17 protein-coding genes are annotated in these 17966 nt (G+C 57.1%); 3 read left to right on the top strand and 14 right to left on the bottom strand.

All coding sequences use genetic code 11. The features are described 5' to 3' along the window. Window positions 1-251 precede the first annotated feature (251 nt). The 4 genes from hemG to pepQ are packed head-to-tail and all read right to left on the bottom strand — an operon-like array spanning window position 252 to window position 4232. Window positions 252-785 (bottom strand): menaquinone-dependent protoporphyrinogen IX dehydrogenase, encoded by a 534-nt coding sequence (gene hemG / locus KHQ23_RS08600; RefSeq protein WP_002883453.1) that lies wholly within the window; start codon window positions 783-785, stop codon window positions 252-254. A gap of 11 nt (window positions 786-796) precedes the next feature. Further along, window positions 797-2248 (bottom strand): Trk system potassium transporter TrkH, encoded by a 1452-nt coding sequence (gene trkH / locus KHQ23_RS08595; protein WP_002883450.1) that lies wholly within the window; start codon window positions 2246-2248, stop codon window positions 797-799. Between the two features lie 38 nt (window positions 2249-2286). Further along, on the bottom strand, window positions 2287-2901 hold the full coding sequence (locus KHQ23_RS08590) for an IMPACT family protein (RefSeq protein ID WP_002883449.1): 615 nt from the start codon (window positions 2899-2901) through the stop codon (window positions 2287-2289). Next, on the bottom strand, window positions 2901-4232 hold the full coding sequence (gene pepQ / locus KHQ23_RS08585; RefSeq protein ID WP_021441005.1) for a Xaa-Pro dipeptidase: 1332 nt from the start codon (window positions 4230-4232) through the stop codon (window positions 2901-2903). The genes KHQ23_RS08590 and pepQ overlap by 1 nt, the downstream gene beginning before the upstream one ends. 191 nt (window positions 4233-4423) lie before the next feature. Between pepQ and fadB the strand changes: the two genes are divergently transcribed. Together fadB and fadA are read left to right on the top strand one after the other, a co-directional pair. Beyond that, window positions 4424-6613, top strand: a complete 2190-nt coding sequence (gene fadB / locus KHQ23_RS08580) for a fatty acid oxidation complex subunit alpha FadB (protein ID WP_032435732.1) — start codon at window positions 4424-4426, stop codon at window positions 6611-6613. A 9-nt stretch (window positions 6614-6622) separates the two neighbouring features. Further along, on the top strand, window positions 6623-7786 hold the full coding sequence (fadA, locus tag KHQ23_RS08575; RefSeq protein WP_004150456.1) for an acetyl-CoA C-acyltransferase FadA: 1164 nt from the start codon (window positions 6623-6625) through the stop codon (window positions 7784-7786). Between the two features lie 106 nt (window positions 7787-7892). Here the strand turns inward: fadA and fre are convergent, their stop codons facing one another. After that, window positions 7893-8594: an NAD(P)H-flavin reductase gene (fre, locus tag KHQ23_RS08570; protein WP_002883448.1), complete on the bottom strand. Its 702-nt coding sequence runs from the start codon at window positions 8592-8594 to the stop codon at window positions 7893-7895. A 49-nt stretch (window positions 8595-8643) separates the two neighbouring features. After that, the gene (ubiD, locus tag KHQ23_RS08565) at window positions 8644-10119 is read right to left on the bottom strand and encodes a 4-hydroxy-3-polyprenylbenzoate decarboxylase (RefSeq protein WP_009309755.1); all 1476 of its coding nucleotides are present in this window, start codon (window positions 10117-10119) and stop codon (window positions 8644-8646) included. A 178-nt stretch (window positions 10120-10297) separates the two neighbouring features. On the opposite strand from ubiD, the gene rfaH reads away from it, so the two are divergent. After that, window positions 10298-10786 carry a transcription/translation regulatory transformer protein RfaH gene (gene rfaH, locus KHQ23_RS08560; RefSeq protein ID WP_002883430.1) on the top strand — a complete coding sequence of 163 codons (489 nt, stop codon included), beginning with the start codon at window positions 10298-10300 and terminating at the stop codon, window positions 10784-10786. Here rfaH and tatD read toward each other — a convergent pair. The 8 genes from tatD to rmuC form a co-directional block, all read right to left on the bottom strand. Continuing rightward, window positions 10783-11586 (bottom strand): 3'-5' ssDNA/RNA exonuclease TatD, encoded by an 804-nt coding sequence (tatD, locus tag KHQ23_RS08555; protein ID WP_073553614.1) that lies wholly within the window; start codon window positions 11584-11586, stop codon window positions 10783-10785. The two genes, rfaH and tatD, sit on opposite strands and share 4 nt — an antisense overlap. Window positions 11587-11618: 32 nt before the next feature. Continuing rightward, window positions 11619-12398, bottom strand: coding sequence for a Sec-independent protein translocase subunit TatC (tatC, locus tag KHQ23_RS08550; RefSeq protein WP_002883427.1), 780 nt, complete (start codon window positions 12396-12398; stop codon window positions 11619-11621). A 2-nt stretch (window positions 12399-12400) separates the two neighbouring features. Beyond that, window positions 12401-12937 carry a Sec-independent protein translocase protein TatB gene (tatB, locus tag KHQ23_RS08545; RefSeq protein WP_002883426.1) on the bottom strand — a complete coding sequence of 179 codons (537 nt, stop codon included), beginning with the start codon at window positions 12935-12937 and terminating at the stop codon, window positions 12401-12403. A 3-nt stretch (window positions 12938-12940) separates the two neighbouring features. Continuing rightward, the gene (gene tatA / locus KHQ23_RS08540) at window positions 12941-13192 is read right to left on the bottom strand and encodes a Sec-independent protein translocase subunit TatA (protein WP_002883425.1); all 252 of its coding nucleotides are present in this window, start codon (window positions 13190-13192) and stop codon (window positions 12941-12943) included. Between the two features lie 129 nt (window positions 13193-13321). Beyond that, window positions 13322-14962: a ubiquinone biosynthesis regulatory protein kinase UbiB gene (gene ubiB / locus KHQ23_RS08535; protein ID WP_032105229.1), complete on the bottom strand. Its 1641-nt coding sequence runs from the start codon at window positions 14960-14962 to the stop codon at window positions 13322-13324. Continuing rightward, window positions 14959-15564: an SCP2 domain-containing protein gene (locus tag KHQ23_RS08530; protein ID WP_002883422.1), complete on the bottom strand. Its 606-nt coding sequence runs from the start codon at window positions 15562-15564 to the stop codon at window positions 14959-14961. The genes ubiB and KHQ23_RS08530 overlap by 4 nt, the downstream gene beginning before the upstream one ends. Window positions 15565-15577: 13 nt before the next feature. Beyond that, window positions 15578-16333: a bifunctional demethylmenaquinone methyltransferase/2-methoxy-6-polyprenyl-1,4-benzoquinol methylase UbiE gene (ubiE, locus tag KHQ23_RS08525; RefSeq protein ID WP_002883421.1), complete on the bottom strand. Its 756-nt coding sequence runs from the start codon at window positions 16331-16333 to the stop codon at window positions 15578-15580. 70 nt (window positions 16334-16403) lie between these two features. Beyond that, window positions 16404-17852 carry a DNA recombination protein RmuC gene (gene rmuC, locus KHQ23_RS08520; protein WP_002883420.1) on the bottom strand — a complete coding sequence of 483 codons (1449 nt, stop codon included), beginning with the start codon at window positions 17850-17852 and terminating at the stop codon, window positions 16404-16406. Window positions 17853-17966 lie beyond the last annotated feature (114 nt).

Below are 17966 nucleotides of genomic sequence, written 5' to 3'. Positions count from 1 at the left end.
AAAGAGCAGTGCCGCTTCGTTTTCACTGCGGCGCGGGGTGTGCATATTACGCTTTCCCGCTGCAGAGTCAAGCATTTATTTTTGCTTTTCTCTGCGAGGTTCTCACCGGAACCCCGCTGACCCGGCGGCTTGTTTGCCGTTGTTCCGTGTCAGTGGAGGCGCATTATAGGGAGTAATTCTGAGGTGACAAGGGGAAATGCAAAAAAACTTTTCGTTCGCTCGATTTTCCATCACAACGCGAGTTTTACGCGCTATTTGCGCGCCATTTGTGCGATTTCCCGAGCAAACCGGGATACCTGTTGCCAGTCGGTATAGACCACTTCTTTGCGGGTATCCGTTTCACCCCCGGTCATTTTCATAATCAGGCGGATCATAAACCGATCGTACCAGCTGTAGCGCGGGTAGCGCAGCGCGCCGGCAAATACCGCGCAGCTCTGCGGCTGCCACGGCGAGTTCAGCAGAAACTTACGCGTATAGCTGTTGGTCTGCGGCGTGCGCTTCTCGGGTTTACGCGCCACCAGGTTAACCGAAAAGAATGCCCCCGGCAGCGCCTGCAATGCTGCCAGATGCTTTTTCACAAAGCGGTCCACCGCCGGATGAAAGTGCCCGTAGCGAATCGACGCGCCAATGACCACCCGATCGTAGTGATGCCATTCGACGACATCGGTACGGTTCAGATTCAGGGTGTCCGCATCGATGCCCAGCTCTTTAAGCTCAGAGGCGAGAAACGAAGCGATTTCACGGGTCTGCCCGTCGCGGGTGGAGAAGAGAATTAAAGTTTTCACGAGCACTCCTGTTATTCGCGCCAGAAAGTGGGGGTAAAGAGCACCAGTAAGGTGAACACTTCCAGACGACCAAACAGCATATTAGCAATCAGGATCCATTTCGCGACCGGGTTCATGGTGGCAAAGTTATCCGCGACGACGCCGAGCCCAGGCCCGAGGTTGTTCAATGTCGCCACCACGGAGGCGAAAGCAGAGAAGTCATCCACCCCGGTGGCGATAATCGCCAGCATACTAATGATAAAGACCAGCGCATAGGCGGAGAAGAATCCCCATACCGCTTCCAGAATACGTTCCGGCAGCGCGCGGTTACCTAATTTAATGCTATACACCGCATTCGGGTGCACCAGCCGCTTCAGCTCACGGTTGCCCTGCTTGAACAGCAACAGGATACGGATCACTTTTAATCCACCGCCCGTGGAGCCAGCGCAGCCGCCGATAAATGCGGAGCACAGCAACAGCACCGGAAGGAACAGCGGCCAGCGTGCAATGCTATCGGTGGTGAACCCCGCGGTGGTCGCCATCGACACCACCTGGAAAAACGCCTGGTTCAGCGTCGTCAACACCGAGCCGTACACGTTATGAAGCCATAGCACCAGCGTACAGACGATGACCAGCGTCAACTGGACGCCAATGAACATCCTAAATTCAGGGTCGCGCCAGTACACCTTCAGGCTGCGTCCGCTCAACAACGAAAAATGCAGACCGTAGTTACAGCCGGAGATCAGCAGGAAGATGGCAATGATGGAGTTGATCATCGGGCTGTTGAAATAGCCGACGCTGGCATCGTGAGTCGAGAAACCGCCGATGGCGATGGTGGCGAAACTGTGCCCGATCGCATCGAACGCCGGCATACCGGCAAACCAGAGCGCCAATGCGCAGGCGATCGTGAGTAACACATAGATGAGCCACAATGTCTTCGCCGTCTCGGCAATACGCGGACGCATCTTGTTATCCTTCAGCGGGCCGGGCATTTCCGCGCGGTAGAGCTGCATCCCCCCGACGCCGAGGATAGGCAGAATCGCTACCGCCAGCACAATGATCCCCATGCCGCCGAACCACTGCAGCATCTGACGATAAAAGAGGATAGCGTGCGGAAGCGAGTCCAGCCCCACCAGAGTGGTCGCCCCGGTCGTCGTCAGGCCGGAAAATGACTCGAAGAAGGCATCCGTCACCGTCAGGTTCGGCTGTTCGGAGAAGATAAAGGGCAAGGCCCCCACGCTCCCCAGCACGGTCCAGAACAGCACCACGATCAGAAACCCTTCACGAGATTTCAGTTCGCCTTTTTGCTTACGGTTCGGCCACCACAGCATGGAGCCGATCGCCAGAGCGACAAAGAAGGTTTGAGTGAAGGCCCGTCCCGCGCCATCGCGATATATCAGGGCCACTAATCCCGGGACGATCATCGTCCCCGAAAACAAGATGACCAGCAGTCCAACGATTCGGGTTATGGCGCGAAAATGCATCTCTGGCGCTTCCTTTGATAAGCAAAAAACAGAGGGGATTATTCGTTAATCTTCAGTAATTGCAATGAACCACGACTAAAATCAGCCAGTCTTGCTGAAAAAGCCGCCACTTCGGCCTGGGGAAGCGCCACGCGCAGCCGAACTGACGCCAGATATTCGCTTTCAACGACGTTTCCGGAGAATTGGGCGAGCAGCGCTTCGACGCCGGCCAGTTGCCCATACTCACACTGCAAAGTATATGCCGTTAACGGCGTCTTGCGCAGCGTCGTCAGCTGCGCCAGCGCCTGATGCACCCCGCCGCCATAGGCCTTAACCAGACCGCCGGTGCCCAGCAGGATACCACCGTAGTAACGCACGACGACAGCGGTTATCTCGCCGACGCCGCTTCCCATCAGCTGCGCCAGCATCGGTTTACCCGCCGTTCCCGCCGGTTCGCCATCGTCTGAAAACCCCAGCTGTTGCGAATCATCAGGCGGCCCCGCGACCCACGCCACGCAGTGGTGGCGGGCATCAGGGTGATCCGCTCTGACGGACTCGACAAAAGCTTTTGCCGCCGCCACGCCGTCGGTATGCGCCAACAGCGTGATAAAACGGCTTTTTTTAATCTCCTCAACGACGGTAACCGGCGCCGCCGGGATTAACCAGCTCTCCATCAGGCCAGCTTCAGATCGCGCGTCATATTTTCGATACTGTTTTCGTGAATCACCACGTTATCTTCGATACGGATCCCACCGAACGGCTTCATGGCGTCAATTTTTTGCCAGTTAAAGTGCTTGCTGAACGGGCCTTCACGCCACGGCGCCAGTAACGACTCGATGAAGTAGATGCCGGGTTCAATAGTTAACACCATCCGCGGCTCGATAATACGGGTGCAGCGCAGATACGGGTATTTCGACGGCGCCGCCAGTTGCGTACCGGTGTCATCCTGCATAAAGCCAGCGACATCATGCACCTGCAGACCCAGCGGATGGCCAATCCCGTGCGGCATAAACGGCCCGGTCAGGTCATTCTCCACCATCGCCTCTTCGCTCATGTCGGTAACCAACTGGTGTTTACGCAACAGCTTCGCGATACGCTGATGGAACTGGATATGGTAATCAATGTAACTGGTACCGGCCTTCATGGTACTAATCAGCGCCTGCTGCTCATCGTTAACGTCTTTGATCAGATGGGCAAAGTCGTTATCGCCGTGCGCCGCCCAGGTGCGCGTCAGATCTGCGGCATAGCCGTTATATTCCGCACCGGCGTCGAGCAGGAAACTGCGCATCTCCGCCGGGGCACGATGGTCCAGTTTGGTGTAGTGCAGGACGGAGGCATGCTCATTCAGCGCGACAATATTGCTGTAAGGCACGTCGGTATCACGATGGCCGGTGGCGGTGAGATAGGCCTGGTTGATATCGAATTCGCTCATCCCCGACTGGAAAGCTTCGTAGGCCGCACGATGACCATTCACCGCCGACTTCTGCGCTTCACGCATGCAGGCCAGCTCGTAATCGGTTTTGTAAGCCCGGTAGTAATGCAGGTAGTCGATAACCCCTTTCGGGTTGATCTTATCCGCGGCGATACCCAGGCCCAGCGCGCGCTCAGGCACCGGGCCGATATAGCCAATATTACCGCGAGCGGCAGGCAGCTGGCTGCCGATGCCATCGGCCTTCGGTAGCGCGATCACGTCTATCTCTTCGGTCCAGAAAGAGGTCGGCAACGGCTCAACGTTATGCCAGTAATCTACCGGCAGATAGAACCACAGCTTCGGTTTATTCACACCGTCCACCAGCAGCCAGCAGTTAGGCACCTGAGTCACAGGCACCCAGGCTTTGAACTGCGGATTGACCTTGAACGGGTACGGATGGTCATCAAGGAAGACGTTAACCAGCTCGCCGGAGTGAATCAGCAGAGCATCCATTTGAAAACGGGCCAGGACGTCGCGGGTACGTTCTTGTAGGGTAACAATATGATTTTTATAGAGCGCGGCCAGGGATTCCATCTTTTATCCTTTGCTTTTATGGGATCGTGATACACCGCATCTTAGCACATCGACCTGCGTGCGGGTGATTTCCGCCGGATGTGATCCGACCAGCAATTATTTAAAGACTAATTTGCAATTCTTTAACATAAATTCCACACTCCGTTTCATCTGGTATGACCAGATCATATTGCTGGATTCAGGAGACTGACATGCTCTACAAAGGCGACACCCTGTACCTCGACTGGCTGGAAGATGGCATCGCCGAACTGGTGTTCGATGCCCCAGGTTCGGTCAACAAGCTTGATACCGCAACCGTAGCCAGCCTTGGTCATGCGCTGGACGTACTGGAAAAACAAAGCGATCTCAAAGGTCTGCTGCTGCGCTCTGAAAAAGCGGCATTTATCGTCGGCGCGGATATCACCGAATTCCTCTCGCTGTTCCTGGTCCCTGAGGAGCAGTTAAGCCAGTGGCTGCATTTTGCTAACAGCGTCTTCAATCGTCTGGAAGATCTCCCCGTCCCCACTATCTCTGCCGTCAATGGCTATGCGCTGGGCGGCGGCTGCGAATGCGTGCTGGCGACCGACTATCGCCTCGCCACGCCGGATCTGCGCATTGGGCTGCCAGAAACCAAGCTCGGCATTATGCCGGGCTTCGGCGGTTCCGTGCGTCTGCCGCGCCTGCTCGGCGCCGATAGCGCGCTGGAAATTATTGCCGCCGGGAAAGACGTCGGCGCCGATCAAGCACTGAAAATCGGCCTGGTGGATGGCGTGGTCGCTGCGGAAAAACTACGCGACGGCGCGCTGGCGATCCTACGTCAGGCCATGAATGGCGACCTGGACTGGAAAGCGAAACGTCAGCCGAAGCTGGAGCCGCTGAAGCTCAGCAAAATTGAAGCCGCCATGAGCTTCACGATTGCCAAAGGCATGGTCGCGCAAACCGCCGGGAAGCATTACCCGGCGCCGATCACCGCGGTCAAAACCATTGAAGCCGCCGCGCGTCTTGGTCGTGAAGAAGCCCTGGTGCTGGAAAATAAAAGCTTTGTCCCGCTGGCCCATACCAATGAGGCCCGCGCGCTGGTTGGTATCTTCCTGAACGACCAGTACGTCAAAGCGAAAGCGAAAAAGCTGACCAAAGATGTCGAGACGCCGAAGCATGCTGCCGTCCTGGGCGCTGGCATTATGGGCGGCGGTATCGCTTACCAGTCGGCCTGGAAGGGCGTGCCGGTGGTGATGAAAGACATCAGCGACAAATCGCTGACCCTTGGCATGACCGAAGCGGCGAAGCTGCTGAATAAACAGCTGGAACGCGGCAAAATCGACGGTCTGAAGCTGGCCGGAGTGATTAGCACCATTCAGCCAACGCTGGAATACAGCGGTTTTGACCGCGTCGACGTCGTCGTTGAAGCGGTGGTGGAAAACCCGAAAGTGAAGAAAGCCGTACTAGCGGAAACCGAGTCAAAAGTGCGCCCGGATACCGTGCTGGCGTCCAACACCTCAACGATCCCCATCAGCGAGCTGGCCAGCGTTCTGCAGCGCCCGGAAAACTTCTGCGGTATGCACTTCTTTAACCCGGTGCATCGCATGCCGCTGGTTGAAGTGATCCGCGGCGAAAAAACCTCGGATAATACCATTGCCAAAGTGGTGGCCTGGGCCAGCAAAATGGGCAAAACGCCGATTGTGGTGAATGATTGTCCCGGCTTCTTCGTCAACCGGGTACTGTTCCCCTACTTCGCCGGCTTCAGCCAGCTGCTGCGCGACGGGGCGGACTTCCGCAAAGTCGACAAAGTGATGGAGAAACAGTTTGGCTGGCCGATGGGCCCGGCTTATCTGCTGGACGTGGTCGGCATCGATACCGCGCACCATGCTCAGGCGGTCATGGCGGCGGGCTTCCCGCAGCGGATGCAGAAAGATTATCGCGACGCCATCGACGCCCTGTTTGACGCCAACCGTTTCGGCCAGAAGAACGGCCTCGGCTTCTGGCGCTATAAAGACGACAGCAAAGGTAAGCCGAAGAAAGAAGAAGATGCTACCGTCGACAGCCTGCTGGCCGACGTCAGCCAGCCGAAGCGCGATTTCAGCGATGAAGAGATTATCGCCCGCATGATGATCCCCATGGTTAACGAAGTCGTCCGCTGCCTGGAAGAAGGCATTATCGCCAGCCCGGCGGAAGCGGATATGGCGCTGGTATACGGCCTGGGCTTCCCTCCGTTCCACGGCGGCGCATTCCGCTGGCTGGACACCATCGGCAGCGCGAAGTATCTCGATATGGCGCAGCAATACCAGCACCTTGGCCCGCTGTATGAAGTGCCAGCCGGTCTGCGTGACAAAGCGCGCCATAACGAAGCGTATTATCCCCAGGTAGAGCCAGCCCGTCCGGTTGGCGCTCTGAAAACGGCTTAAGGAGTCACAATGGAACAGGTTGTCATTGTCGATGCAATTCGCACCCCGATGGGCCGTTCGAAGGGCGGCGCATTTCGCCACGTGCGCGCGGAAGACCTCTCCGCGCACCTGATGCGTAGCCTGCTGTCGCGCAATCCGTCGCTTGAGGCAAGCGCGATAGACGATATCTACTGGGGTTGCGTGCAGCAAACCCTCGAGCAGGGTTTTAACATCGCCCGAAACGCGGCGCTGCTGGCGGAGATCCCGCATTCGGTACCAGCAAATACGGTCAACCGTCTGTGCGGTTCTTCCATGCAGGCGCTGCACGATGCGGCCCGTATGATCATGACCGGCGATGCCAGCGTCTGCCTGATTGGCGGCGTCGAGCACATGGGCCATGTGCCAATGAGCCACGGCGTCGATTTCCATCCGGGCCTCAGCCGCAACGTGGCAAAGGCGGCAGGGATGATGGGGCTGACTGCGGAGATGCTGGCGCGTCTGCACGGTATTAGCCGCGAGATGCAGGATCAGTTCGCCGCGCGCTCTCACGCTCGTGCCTGGGCCGCAACCCAGTCCGGCGCATTCAAAGCGGAGATTATCCCCACCGGCGGCCACGATGCCGATGGCGTACTCAAGTCCTTTAACTATGACGAGGTGATCCGCCCGGAAACCACCGTCGAGACGCTGTCCACGCTTAAACCGGCGTTTGACCCGGTGACCGGTACGGTAACGGCGGGTACCTCTTCCGCCCTTTCCGATGGCGCAGCGGCGATGCTGCTGATGAGCGAAAGCCGCGCTCGCGAGCTGGGGCTGAAGCCGCGCGCGCGCGTCCGTTCAATGGCGGTGGTCGGCTGCGACCCGTCCATTATGGGTTATGGCCCGGTTCCGGCCTCAAAGCTGGCGCTGAAAAAAGCGGGCTTATCCACCAGCGATATCGACGTTTTTGAAATGAATGAAGCATTTGCCGCGCAGATCCTACCGTGTATTAAAGATCTGGGCTTAATGGAGCAGATCGATGAGAAGATCAACCTCAACGGCGGGGCGATCGCGCTCGGTCATCCGCTGGGCTGTTCCGGGGCGCGTATTAGCACCACGCTGATCAACCAGATGGAGCGCAAAGACGCTCAGTTCGGCCTCGCCACCATGTGTATCGGCCTGGGACAAGGGATCGCTACCGTGTTTGAGCGGGTTTAAGCGAAAGGGTATCTCAACGCCATTGCCACCAGAACCTGGCGGCTATGGCGAAGAGAGCAGGTTTAGTTGCCGTTCTTCCCGCCTGTCAGGGGCGGGTTTTTTATTTTCAGATAAACGCAAACGCATCGCCAAACAGGCGATCTTCACGCGCGCCGCGCTCATTACAGAACAGGTCGCGGGCAATTTTGGCCATCTCAAAACGACCGGCAATGTAGATATCATGCTCGGCCAGCGTACCGTAATCCTGCAGCACGGCGGTGAGTACCGTACCGGAGCGACCACGCCACCCTTCTTCCGGCTGTTCAACCACCGGCTCGATGCGCAGATTCGGATGCTTGATGCTTAACGCTTCCAGCTCGGCCAGATCGTACAGATGCTTAGCCTCGCGGCCGCCCCAATAAATGGCGATATCGCGATCCGGGTTACGCGCCAGCGCGCTTAACAGAATAGAACGCACATAAGAGAATCCGGTACCGCCGGCGATCAGAATCAGCGGGCGATCTTCGTCATCGCGCAGCCACGCTTCGCCATGCGGAATATCAACCTCAATTTCACGCTCTTTCAGAATGCGATCCATGACCGCCATCGCGTACAGATTGAGCTCCGAGGCGCCGATATGCAGCTCGATAAATTCCTGTTCCGCCGGCGTGGAAGCCATGGAGAACGGGCGCTTGTCGCGCTCATCCATTACCACCATCAGATACTGGCCGGCACGGAAGGAAAATGCCGCTTCCGGCACTAATCGAACACGATATACGGTATCGGTAATCGCCTCCACCGAGGTCACTTTACAGCTTAAGGTTGTCATGCGTCCCCTCTGTCGGGTCAATAGAGCAAAACAGCGGCGTTAGCCCCGCTTACTGTTGTTTAAAGATGGCCAGTTCATCCCAGATGGCGTCAATACGCGCCGTAACGGCAGGATCTTTTTTGATTGGGCGACCCCATTCACGCTGGGTTTCGCCAGGCCATTTATTGGTGGCATCCAGCCCCATTTTTGAACCCAGGCCGGAAACCGGCGAGGCAAAATCCAGATAATCAATTGGCGTATTCTCTACCAGTACCGTATCACGAGCCGGGTCCATACGGGTAGTGATCGCCCAAATCACATCGTTCCAGTCGCGTGCATTGACGTCGTCATCGCAGACAATCACGAACTTGGTGTACATAAACTGGCGCAGGAACGACCAGACGCCCATCATTACGCGCTTGGCATGTCCCGCGTACTGTTTTTTCATGGTCACCACCGCCAGGCGATAGGAGCACCCTTCCGGCGGCAGATAGAAATCAACGATTTCCGGGAACTGCTTTTGCAGGATCGGCACGAAGACTTCATTCAGCGCCACGCCCAGCACCGCTGGCTCATCGGGCGGTCGGCCGGTATAGGTAGAATGATAAATCGCGTCTTCACGCTGGGTAATATGGGTTACCGTAAACACCGGGAACTGGTCTACTTCATTGTAGTAACCGGTGTGGTCGCCATACGGGCCTTCCGGCGCCATTTCACCGGCCTCAATGTAGCCTTCTAGCACAATTTCCGCGCTGGCCGGCACTTCAAGGTCATTGGAAACGCACTTAACCACTTCGGTCTTGGTGCCGCGCAGCAGGCCTGCGAAGGCATATTCCGACAGGGTATCGGGCACCGGCGTCACCGCGCCAAGAATGGTTGCCGGATCGGCGCCAAGCGCCACGGAAACCGGGAAGCGTTCGCCCGGACGCGCCGCGCACCACTCCTGGAAATCCAGCGCGCCGCCGCGATGAGACAGCCAGCGCATAATCAGTTTGTTTTTGCCGATCAGCTGCTGGCGATAAATCCCCAGGTTCTGCCGCTCTTTGTGCGGCCCGCGGGTTACCGTCAACCCCCAGGTGATCAGCGGCGCGGCATCTTCCGGCCAGCAGGTCATAATCGGGATTTTATTCAGATCGACATCATCGCCCTGGATGATTTTTTGCTGACAGGGGGCGCCGCGCAGGCGTTTGGTCGGCATATTCAGCACTTGCTTGAACTGCGGCAGCTTATCAAACAGGTCGCGGAAGCCTTTTGGCGGCTCAGGTTCTTTCAGAAAGGCCAACAGTTTACCCACCTCGCGCAGCGAACTGACATCCTCCTGCCCCATCCCCAACGCCACGCGACGCGGCGTGCCGAACAGATTGCACAGCACCGGCATGGTATAGCCTTTCGGATTCTCAAACAGCAGCGCCGGGCCGCCGGCGCGCAGAGTCCGGTCGGCAATTTCGGTGATTTCCAGGTGAGGATCGACCGGCAGAGTGATACGTTTTAGTTCGCCCTGTTGTTCCAGGAGTGTCAGAAAGTCGCGAAGATCGTGATATTTCATGGAAGTGTTATTGACCTCTCTACAGGCGGCTAATTATACGGTGTTCGACGGCGCGATGCTGTAATTTTGTTAAATTAGCGTGAAAGAACGCTGAAATTTGGATTTCAATTATAATGGCTTTCGCGATTACACCAGCCATTTGTTATGCTTGCCGTTATTAGAAGTGGAATGAGTCATTATGCAAGCCTGGTACTTACTGTATTGCAAACGTGGGCAGCTACAACGAGCCCAGGAACATCTGGAACGTCAGTCAGTTAACTGCCTGATGCCGACGATTGCGCTGGAAAAAATCATTCGCGGTAAACGCACCATGGTCAGCGAACCGTTGTTCCCGAACTACCTGTTTATTGAGTTCGATCCAGAGGTGATTCATACCACCACCATCAGCGCCACTCGCGGGGTTAACAACTTCGTGCGCTTTGGCGCCCTACCCGCTATCGTCCCCTCGGCGGTCATCCATCAGCTTTCTATCTACAAACCGGAAGGGATTACCGACCCGGAAACGCCGCATGAGGGCGATAGCGTGCTAATCACCGACGGCGCCTTTGAAGGCCTGGAGGCGATCTTCACCGAGCCCGACGGCGAAGCGCGCTCTATGTTGCTGTTAAACCTGCTGAATAAGCAAGTCCTGCAGAGCGTTAAAAATACCGACTTCCAGAAAATCTAAACGCCGTTAATGTCGACGCCAAACAGCGCCCTGACGTTTGCGTCCGTTTGCGCCTCCAGCCATTGCGCCTCCTCGCCGCGCCAGGCCGCGACGCTGGCCAGGATATGCGGCAAATACGCGGGCTCGTTACGCCGCGAGGCCGGTTTCGGCTTGAGGTCGCGCGGCAGCAGATAAGGCGCATCGGTCTCCAGCAGCAGACGTTCCGCCGGGATCGCCGGCAGCAGCTCGCGCAGCTCCAGTCCCCGCCGCTCATCGCATACCCAACCGGTAATACCGATAAACAGGCCCAGATCCAGGCATTCCTGCACCTCGCTGCGGCTGCCGGTAAAGCAGTGCAGCACCGCGCCCGGGAGCTTCTCAAGCCAGGGTTTAAGCAGCGTCAGAAACCGATCGTGGGCGTCGCGGCAGTGCAAAAACACCGGCATCGACAGCTCAGCGGCCAGCGCCAACTGGGCGCTGAACGCTACCTCCTGCTCGTGCGGCGTGGAAAAATTCCGGTTAAAATCCAGACCGCACTCGCCTATCGCCACCACCTGCGGCTCGCCGGCGAGGGTATAAATCGCCTCGGCGACCGCTGGCGTCCAGCTGCTACCGTCATGGGGATGAACCCCCGCCGTGGACCAGCAGCCGGAATAGCGGCTCGCCAGTTTCTGCGCCAGCTGGCTCTCCGCCAAATTTGTGCCGGTCAGCAGCATGCCGTTAACCCCCGCCGCCAGGGCGCGCGCCACTACCTCATCATGATCGCGGGAAAACTGCGAACTGGTCAGATTAACGCCGATATCAAACATGATCGCTCCCATACGCCAACCGCCCTGACGGGCGGCTGGCGGTATTACTCTTCTCTGTGCTCTGCGGCTTCAGCTTCGGCCGCGGCGTCGTCATCGCGCGTCAGGCGCTTCCCGGTGTAGAAGCGGGCAAAGAACACCCCGACTTCAAACAGACAGTACATCGGAATGGCCAGCAGTGTCTGCGAGAATACGTCCGGCGGCGTCAGCAGCATGCCCACCACGAAGGCACCCACCAGCACATACGGCCTTTTTTTACGCAAGTCTTCCGGCGTGGTAACGCCCATCCAGCAGAGCAACACAATGGCGACCGGCACCTCAAAGGAGACCCCGAATGCCATAAACAGCGCCATCACGAAGTCGAGATAGCTGCGAATATCGGTCGAGACCAGCACCCCTTCCGGCGCCGCATGGGTCAGGAAGCCGAACGCCAGCGGAAACACGACAAAATAGGCGAAAGCCATGCCGATATAGAACAGCAGGGTACTGGAAACCAGTAAAGGCACCACCAGCCGGCGTTCGTGCTTATACAACGCCGGCGCGACGAAGGCCCATACCTGGTAAAGAATAATCGGCACCGACAGGATCACCGACACCATGAAGGTCAACTTTATCGGCGTAAAGAAAGGTGAAGCGACATCGGTGGCGATCATCGTCGCGCCCACTGGCATCTTACTGATAAGCGGGGCCGAGACCAGCTGGTAGATATCATTGGCGAAATAGACCAGCGCCAGGAAGATCACCAGAATAGCAATGATGCTGTTGAGCAGACGCTTGCGCAGCTCAATCAGATGCGAAATTAGCGGTTGTGTATCGTCTACGCCCATGTTTACGGTTTATCACTCGATGCGGGGGAAGAATGGGGAACTGCCGCCGTAGCGGACGTTTTCTCTGCCTGAAGGTCAGCCGGTGAAGCAGATTGCTCGTCGGCAACGGGATCTGGCGCATGAGCCGGAGCGCTGGCCTGATGTTCTGCCGTCGCCGGCGTGACGTCCTGGCGCTGCGCTTCGCTGCCTTTGACCACCGGATTAAGGATGGTATTGGCTTCGTCGCTGGCTTTTTCGGGATCGTGGGCGCTATAGGAGCGCTTCATCGACTCCGCGGCCTCGCGCAGTTCATCCATCGAGGCTTTCAGCTCCGGCGTCAGGTTATTCAGGCTAGCCTTTTCCACCTTCTTCAGGCTCTCCTGGAACTCCTGCAGTTTTAGCTCCTGGGCCAGCTCATTTTGTACCGTGGTCGCCAGCGAGCGTAACGTACGGATCCAGCCAACTACCGTTTTAACCGCTACGGGAAGCCGCTGTGGCCCCAGAACAATGAGGCCAATCACAAACACCAGCAGTAGTTCACTAAAACCAATATCGAACACGAGTTACACCTGCTCTTTGTCGTGGCGTTTTGTCTCGTCTTTTTTTGCATCATCCTGTTTATCGGCGATGGTTTTCGCCGTGAAATCTGCGTCTGGCGCCGACTTTTCGGGTTTATCATCATCACTCATGGCTTTTTTAAAGCCTTTGATAGATGCCCCTAAGTCAGACCCCAGCGAGCTCAGCTTCTTCGTCCCAAAAAGCAGAACTACGATGACGACAACAATTAATAACTGCCAAATACTGATACCACCCATACACGTTCCCCTATGACAGATGATGAATTGTGTGGACGCATTATACACGCCATCCTGCGAGCCGCCTCTTCGTCAGGCCGCCGACATGATTTTGCGCAAATAAGCCTGCGTCATGAAGAGGCGAACCGATCAGTGGGTTTTCCGCCAGCCAATAAGCCAGGTCACCACACCGCCGGCCATCAGCCAACCGGGCATCATTCCCCACTCAGGGCGATGGATAAAGAGCAGCGTACCACTGAGCAATAAAACCGCGCCTATACCAAACAGGTAACGGGATTGGCCCTGGCGCACATGACGCACATGCATATCCCGCACAATAGTATCGACGCTGGTCTGCAGCTGTTTGCTCTGCTGCAGGCTCTGATACACCAGCTCAGGTATTTCCGGCATTCTTTCGATCCAGAATGGCGCTTTGTCTTTAAACGCGCGCACCAGCGCCGGAATGCCGACCTGATCTTTGATCCACGACTCGAGGAAAGGCTTCGCCGTTTTCCACAAGTCTAACTGAGGATAGAGCTGCCGGCCTACCCCTTCTACGTAAAGTAATGTCTTCTGTAGTAAAACGAGCTGCGGCTGGACTTCCATATTGAAACGCCGCGCGGTATTGAACAGATTAAGCAGCACGTGGCCGAAGGAGATCTCCGCCAGCGGCTTCTCAAAGATCGGCTCGCAGACCGTGCGGATCGCGAACTCAAACTCTTCAACGTTGGTATCGGGCGGAACCCAACCGGAATCGACGTGCAGCTCGGCAACTTTACGATAATCGCGGTTGAAAAAGGCGATAAAGTTTTCCGCCAGATAGCGCTTATCTTCTTTGTTCAGTGAGCCGACAATACCGCAGTCGATGCCGATATACTGCGGATCTTCCGGATGCTCGTAGCTGACGAATATGTTGCCAGGATGCATATCGGCATGGAAGAAGCTGTCGCGGAACACCTGGGTGAAGAAGACCTGCACGCCCCGCTCCGCCAGCAGCTGCATATTGGTGCCCTGGGCCTCCAGCGCCTCCACATCGGACACCGGGATACCGTAAATGCGCTCCATTACCATCATGCTTTCGCTGCAGTAGTCGGGGTACACCTCCGGCACGTACAGCATCGGGCTGTCTTCGAAATTACGCCGCAGCTGAATAGCGTTGGCGGATTCCCGCAGCAGGTTCAGCTCATCCAGCAGCGTTTTTTCATATTCACGAACTACCTCCTGCGGGCGCAGACGACGACCGTCAGGCAGCAGACGCGGTACCCAGCGCGCCAGGCGGTAGATGAGCTTCATGTCCGCTTTAATGATCGGCAAAATATCCGGGCGGATAACCTTGATCACCACCTCTTTGCCATTCTCTTTCAGACGCGCGGTATGCACCTGGGCGATGGACGCCGAGGCTAACGGCTCAACGGAGAAATCATCAAACCAGGCCTCGACCGGCAGCCCCCCCATCGCTTTCTCTATCTGCTGCTGCGCGAGCTTCCCTTCAAAGGGCGCCACGCGGTCCTGCAACAGCGCCAGCTGATCGGCAATATGCGGCGGAAAGAGATCCCGGCGGGTGGAAAGCATCTGGCCGAATTTTATCCACACCGGCCCCAGCTCCTGGAGCGCCAGCCGAAGGCGGGCGCCAAGAGGCTGATCCTGATGGCGGTTTGGCATCCAGAACAGCATCCGCCGCCAGATACGCAGCGGCAGCGTGATGCGCATTTTGGGGATGAGCTCATCGAGCCCGTAGCTCAAAAAGGTGTGGATGATGAAATACAGGCGCCGTAATTCTCCTGGCGTCATTTGCCCTCCAGCGTTTCCAGCCGTTTTTCCAGTGCGGCCAGCGCGCGCTCAATAGCCGTTGTCTCTTCAGCAAACCAGGCCAGCTCCAGCGGCCCCGGCGCCAGGCGCCACTCTTCAGTGATCGCTTCCGCGACATAGCGCTGCTGGCGCTCTGCGCCCTTCAGCAGAAACTGAGCGCCGCCGCGCAGGACTTTACCGACGCCTTCGGCCACAATATCGCCGGTATAGGGCGCCAGCAGTTCAGCGGGATCAAACTCTGCCAGGTCGCACAGGGAGACCATATTCTGCACCACCTGCAGATCGCCCTGCACTTCCAGATCACCGCTGCGAATAAGCGCCGTGAGCTGCTGACGATTGCGCAGTTTTGGCAGCACGCTGAGCCGGGTAATCACGGTGCAATCGGCCTCTCCGTCCCAGGCGCTCAGGACGTCAACCTGGCGTTCGCTGAATACCAGCACCACGGGCGTGGCGAAATCCTGCAGCTGGACCCGCAATACCTTGCCCAGCAGGCGCTGGCGAGCGGGTTTAAGCGCTTTGTCGCGCCAGAGGAAAGTATTCAGCGCCGTTTCAATGCCAGCGGTAACCAGGGGTGTGAAAGGCATAGCGTCCCTCCTGTCAGAACTTGTAACCGCGATGCAAAGCAACGATACCCGCCGTCAGGTTGTAGTAATCCACGTTTTCGAAGCCCGCATCCTGCATCATCCCTTTCAGGGTTTCCTGGTCCGGATGCATACGAATAGATTCCGCCAGGTAGCGATAGCTGTCGCCATCCTTTGCCACCAGCTCGCCCACCTTCGGCAGGATATGGAAGGAGTAAGCGTCGTAGGCTTTGCTCAGCGGTTCGATAATGGGTTTAGAAAACTCCAGCACCAGCAGACGTCCGCCCGGCTTCAGCACGCGGTACATCGAACGCAGCGCTTTCTCTTTGTCGGTCACGTTACGCAGACCGAAAGAGATGGTGATGCAGTCAAAGGTATTATCAGCAAAAGGCAGGGCTTCCGCGTTGGCCTGAACATACTCAACGTTGCCTACGATGCCGATATTGCGCAGCTTTTCGCGGCCCATTTTGAGCATAGAATCATTGATATCAGCAAGCATGACGCGGCCGGTTTCCCCTACCAGGCGGGAGAACTTGGCCGTCAAATCACCGGTACCACCAGCCAGATCCAGCACGGTCTGCCCGCGACGTACGCCGCTGCAGTCGATGGTGAAACGCTTCCACAAACGATGGATCCCAAACGACATCAAGTCGTTCATCACATCATATTTTGCGGCGACAGAATGGAATACATGCGCCACCATATCTGCTTTCTGCTCTTTAGCGACCGTCTGAAAGCCAAAGTGCGTCGTTTCTTGTGAATCCTCAACCATCTCTATGCCTGCTTGCTTTTCAAGAAAATGTTCACTGAGTGTATCAGACTCAGCGCATTTCCCATACGTTTCAGCGTGGCGGAGCCGCCTCCCGGCTACGCACCGTCTCGGCAGAGTCGGGTGAAAATGCGTCATTTTCCGGCAGGTTATCCTCATCTTCGAGACGATATTGCTCGTCCTGAGCCGTAGCTTGTTCGACTAAATCAGGATTAATCCCGCGCTTGACCTCCACGCCCAGGCCGCGAAAGGCCTCCGCCTGGGCCAGCAGATTACCACGCCCGGAAGCGAGCTTTTTCATCGCCTGGCGATAGCTCTCTTGCGCCTTATCCAGACTCTGGCCGATGGCGGACATATCATCCACAAACAGGCGCATTTTGTCGTAAAGGCGCCCCGCCCGCTCGGCAATCTTCTGCGCGTTACGACTCTGGTGCTCATAGCGCCACAGATTGGCGATAGTGCGCAGGGCTACCAGCAGCGTCGTCGGGCTAACCAGCATAATATTATTTTGCAGCGCCTCGCTGATGAGCTCAGGCTGGCGATCGATGGCCAGCAGGAACGCCGGCTCAACGGGAATAAACATCAGCACATAGTCGAGCGAGCGCAGGCCAGGCAGCTGTTGATAATCCTTGCGTCCCAGCAGGCGAATATGGTTTCGCACCGAGGCAAGGTGTTCCTGCAGCGCGACTTCGCGGGTGTAGTCGTCTTCGGCGTTGAAATAGCGCTCATAGGCGACCAGGGTCATTTTGGCGTCGATCACCACGTCCTTACCCTGCGGCAGGCGCACGATAACGTCCGGCTGCATCCGCGAGCGGTTGTCGGTCTCAATACTGACCTGAGTCTGGTACTCATAGCCTTCGCGCAGGCCGGAGGCCTCCAGCACGCGGGTTAAGACCACTTCCCCCCAGTTGCCCTGAGTTTTGTTATCCCCCTTCAGCGCTTTGGTCAGGTTCAGCGCCTCCTGTGCCATCTGCGCGTTCAACTGCTGCAGATTGCGGATCTCATGCGCCAGGGTATGTCTTTCACGCGCCTCCTGGCCAAAGCTCTCCTGCACCTGGCGGCGGAACCCGTCCAGCTGTTCGCGTAGCGGCGTCAGCAGGCCATGCAGGCTCTGGCGGTTTTGCTCATCGACCCGCCGGTTGCTGTGTTCGAAAATACGGTTGGCGAGGTTTTCAAACTGCTCGCTAAGGCGCTGCTCGCTGTTCATCATCTGGCGGATCTTATCTTCCGCATGCAGCTGGGTGGATTCGAGCCGGGTGGTGACCTCACGGAGATCGGCCTCGAGCGAGGTATTGATATCCCGTAGGCTGCGCAGCTCGTTGTTCAGCAGCTCACACTCCTCACGCCAGTGGGCCTCCTGCGCCAGTTGCTGGCGGGCGGCGCTCAGCTCAATATCCAACTCTCGCCGTTCCTCGATGAGATCGGCCCGAATTTGATCGGCACGCGCTTTGGTCGCCAGCCAGCCGACCATTAACCCGGCTGCCAGTGCGATAACCGCGCTGATAATAATGGAGAGATCCACGACGCCCCCTGCGATAACCTGATGACACAAAATAGAATTGTGCTGTACAAACGTCCAGTTTAAAAGGAATTTCCTGCGAGAGGCGACGCAAAAAAGAAAGGCCGGAGGATCCGG

Source organism: Klebsiella sp. 64, from assembly GCF_018223915.1.
GTDB lineage: Bacteria > Pseudomonadota > Gammaproteobacteria > Enterobacterales > Enterobacteriaceae > Klebsiella > Klebsiella pneumoniae.
The sequence above is the reverse complement of the archived record's forward strand: the minus strand, read 5'-3'. Positions and strand labels throughout refer to the sequence as shown.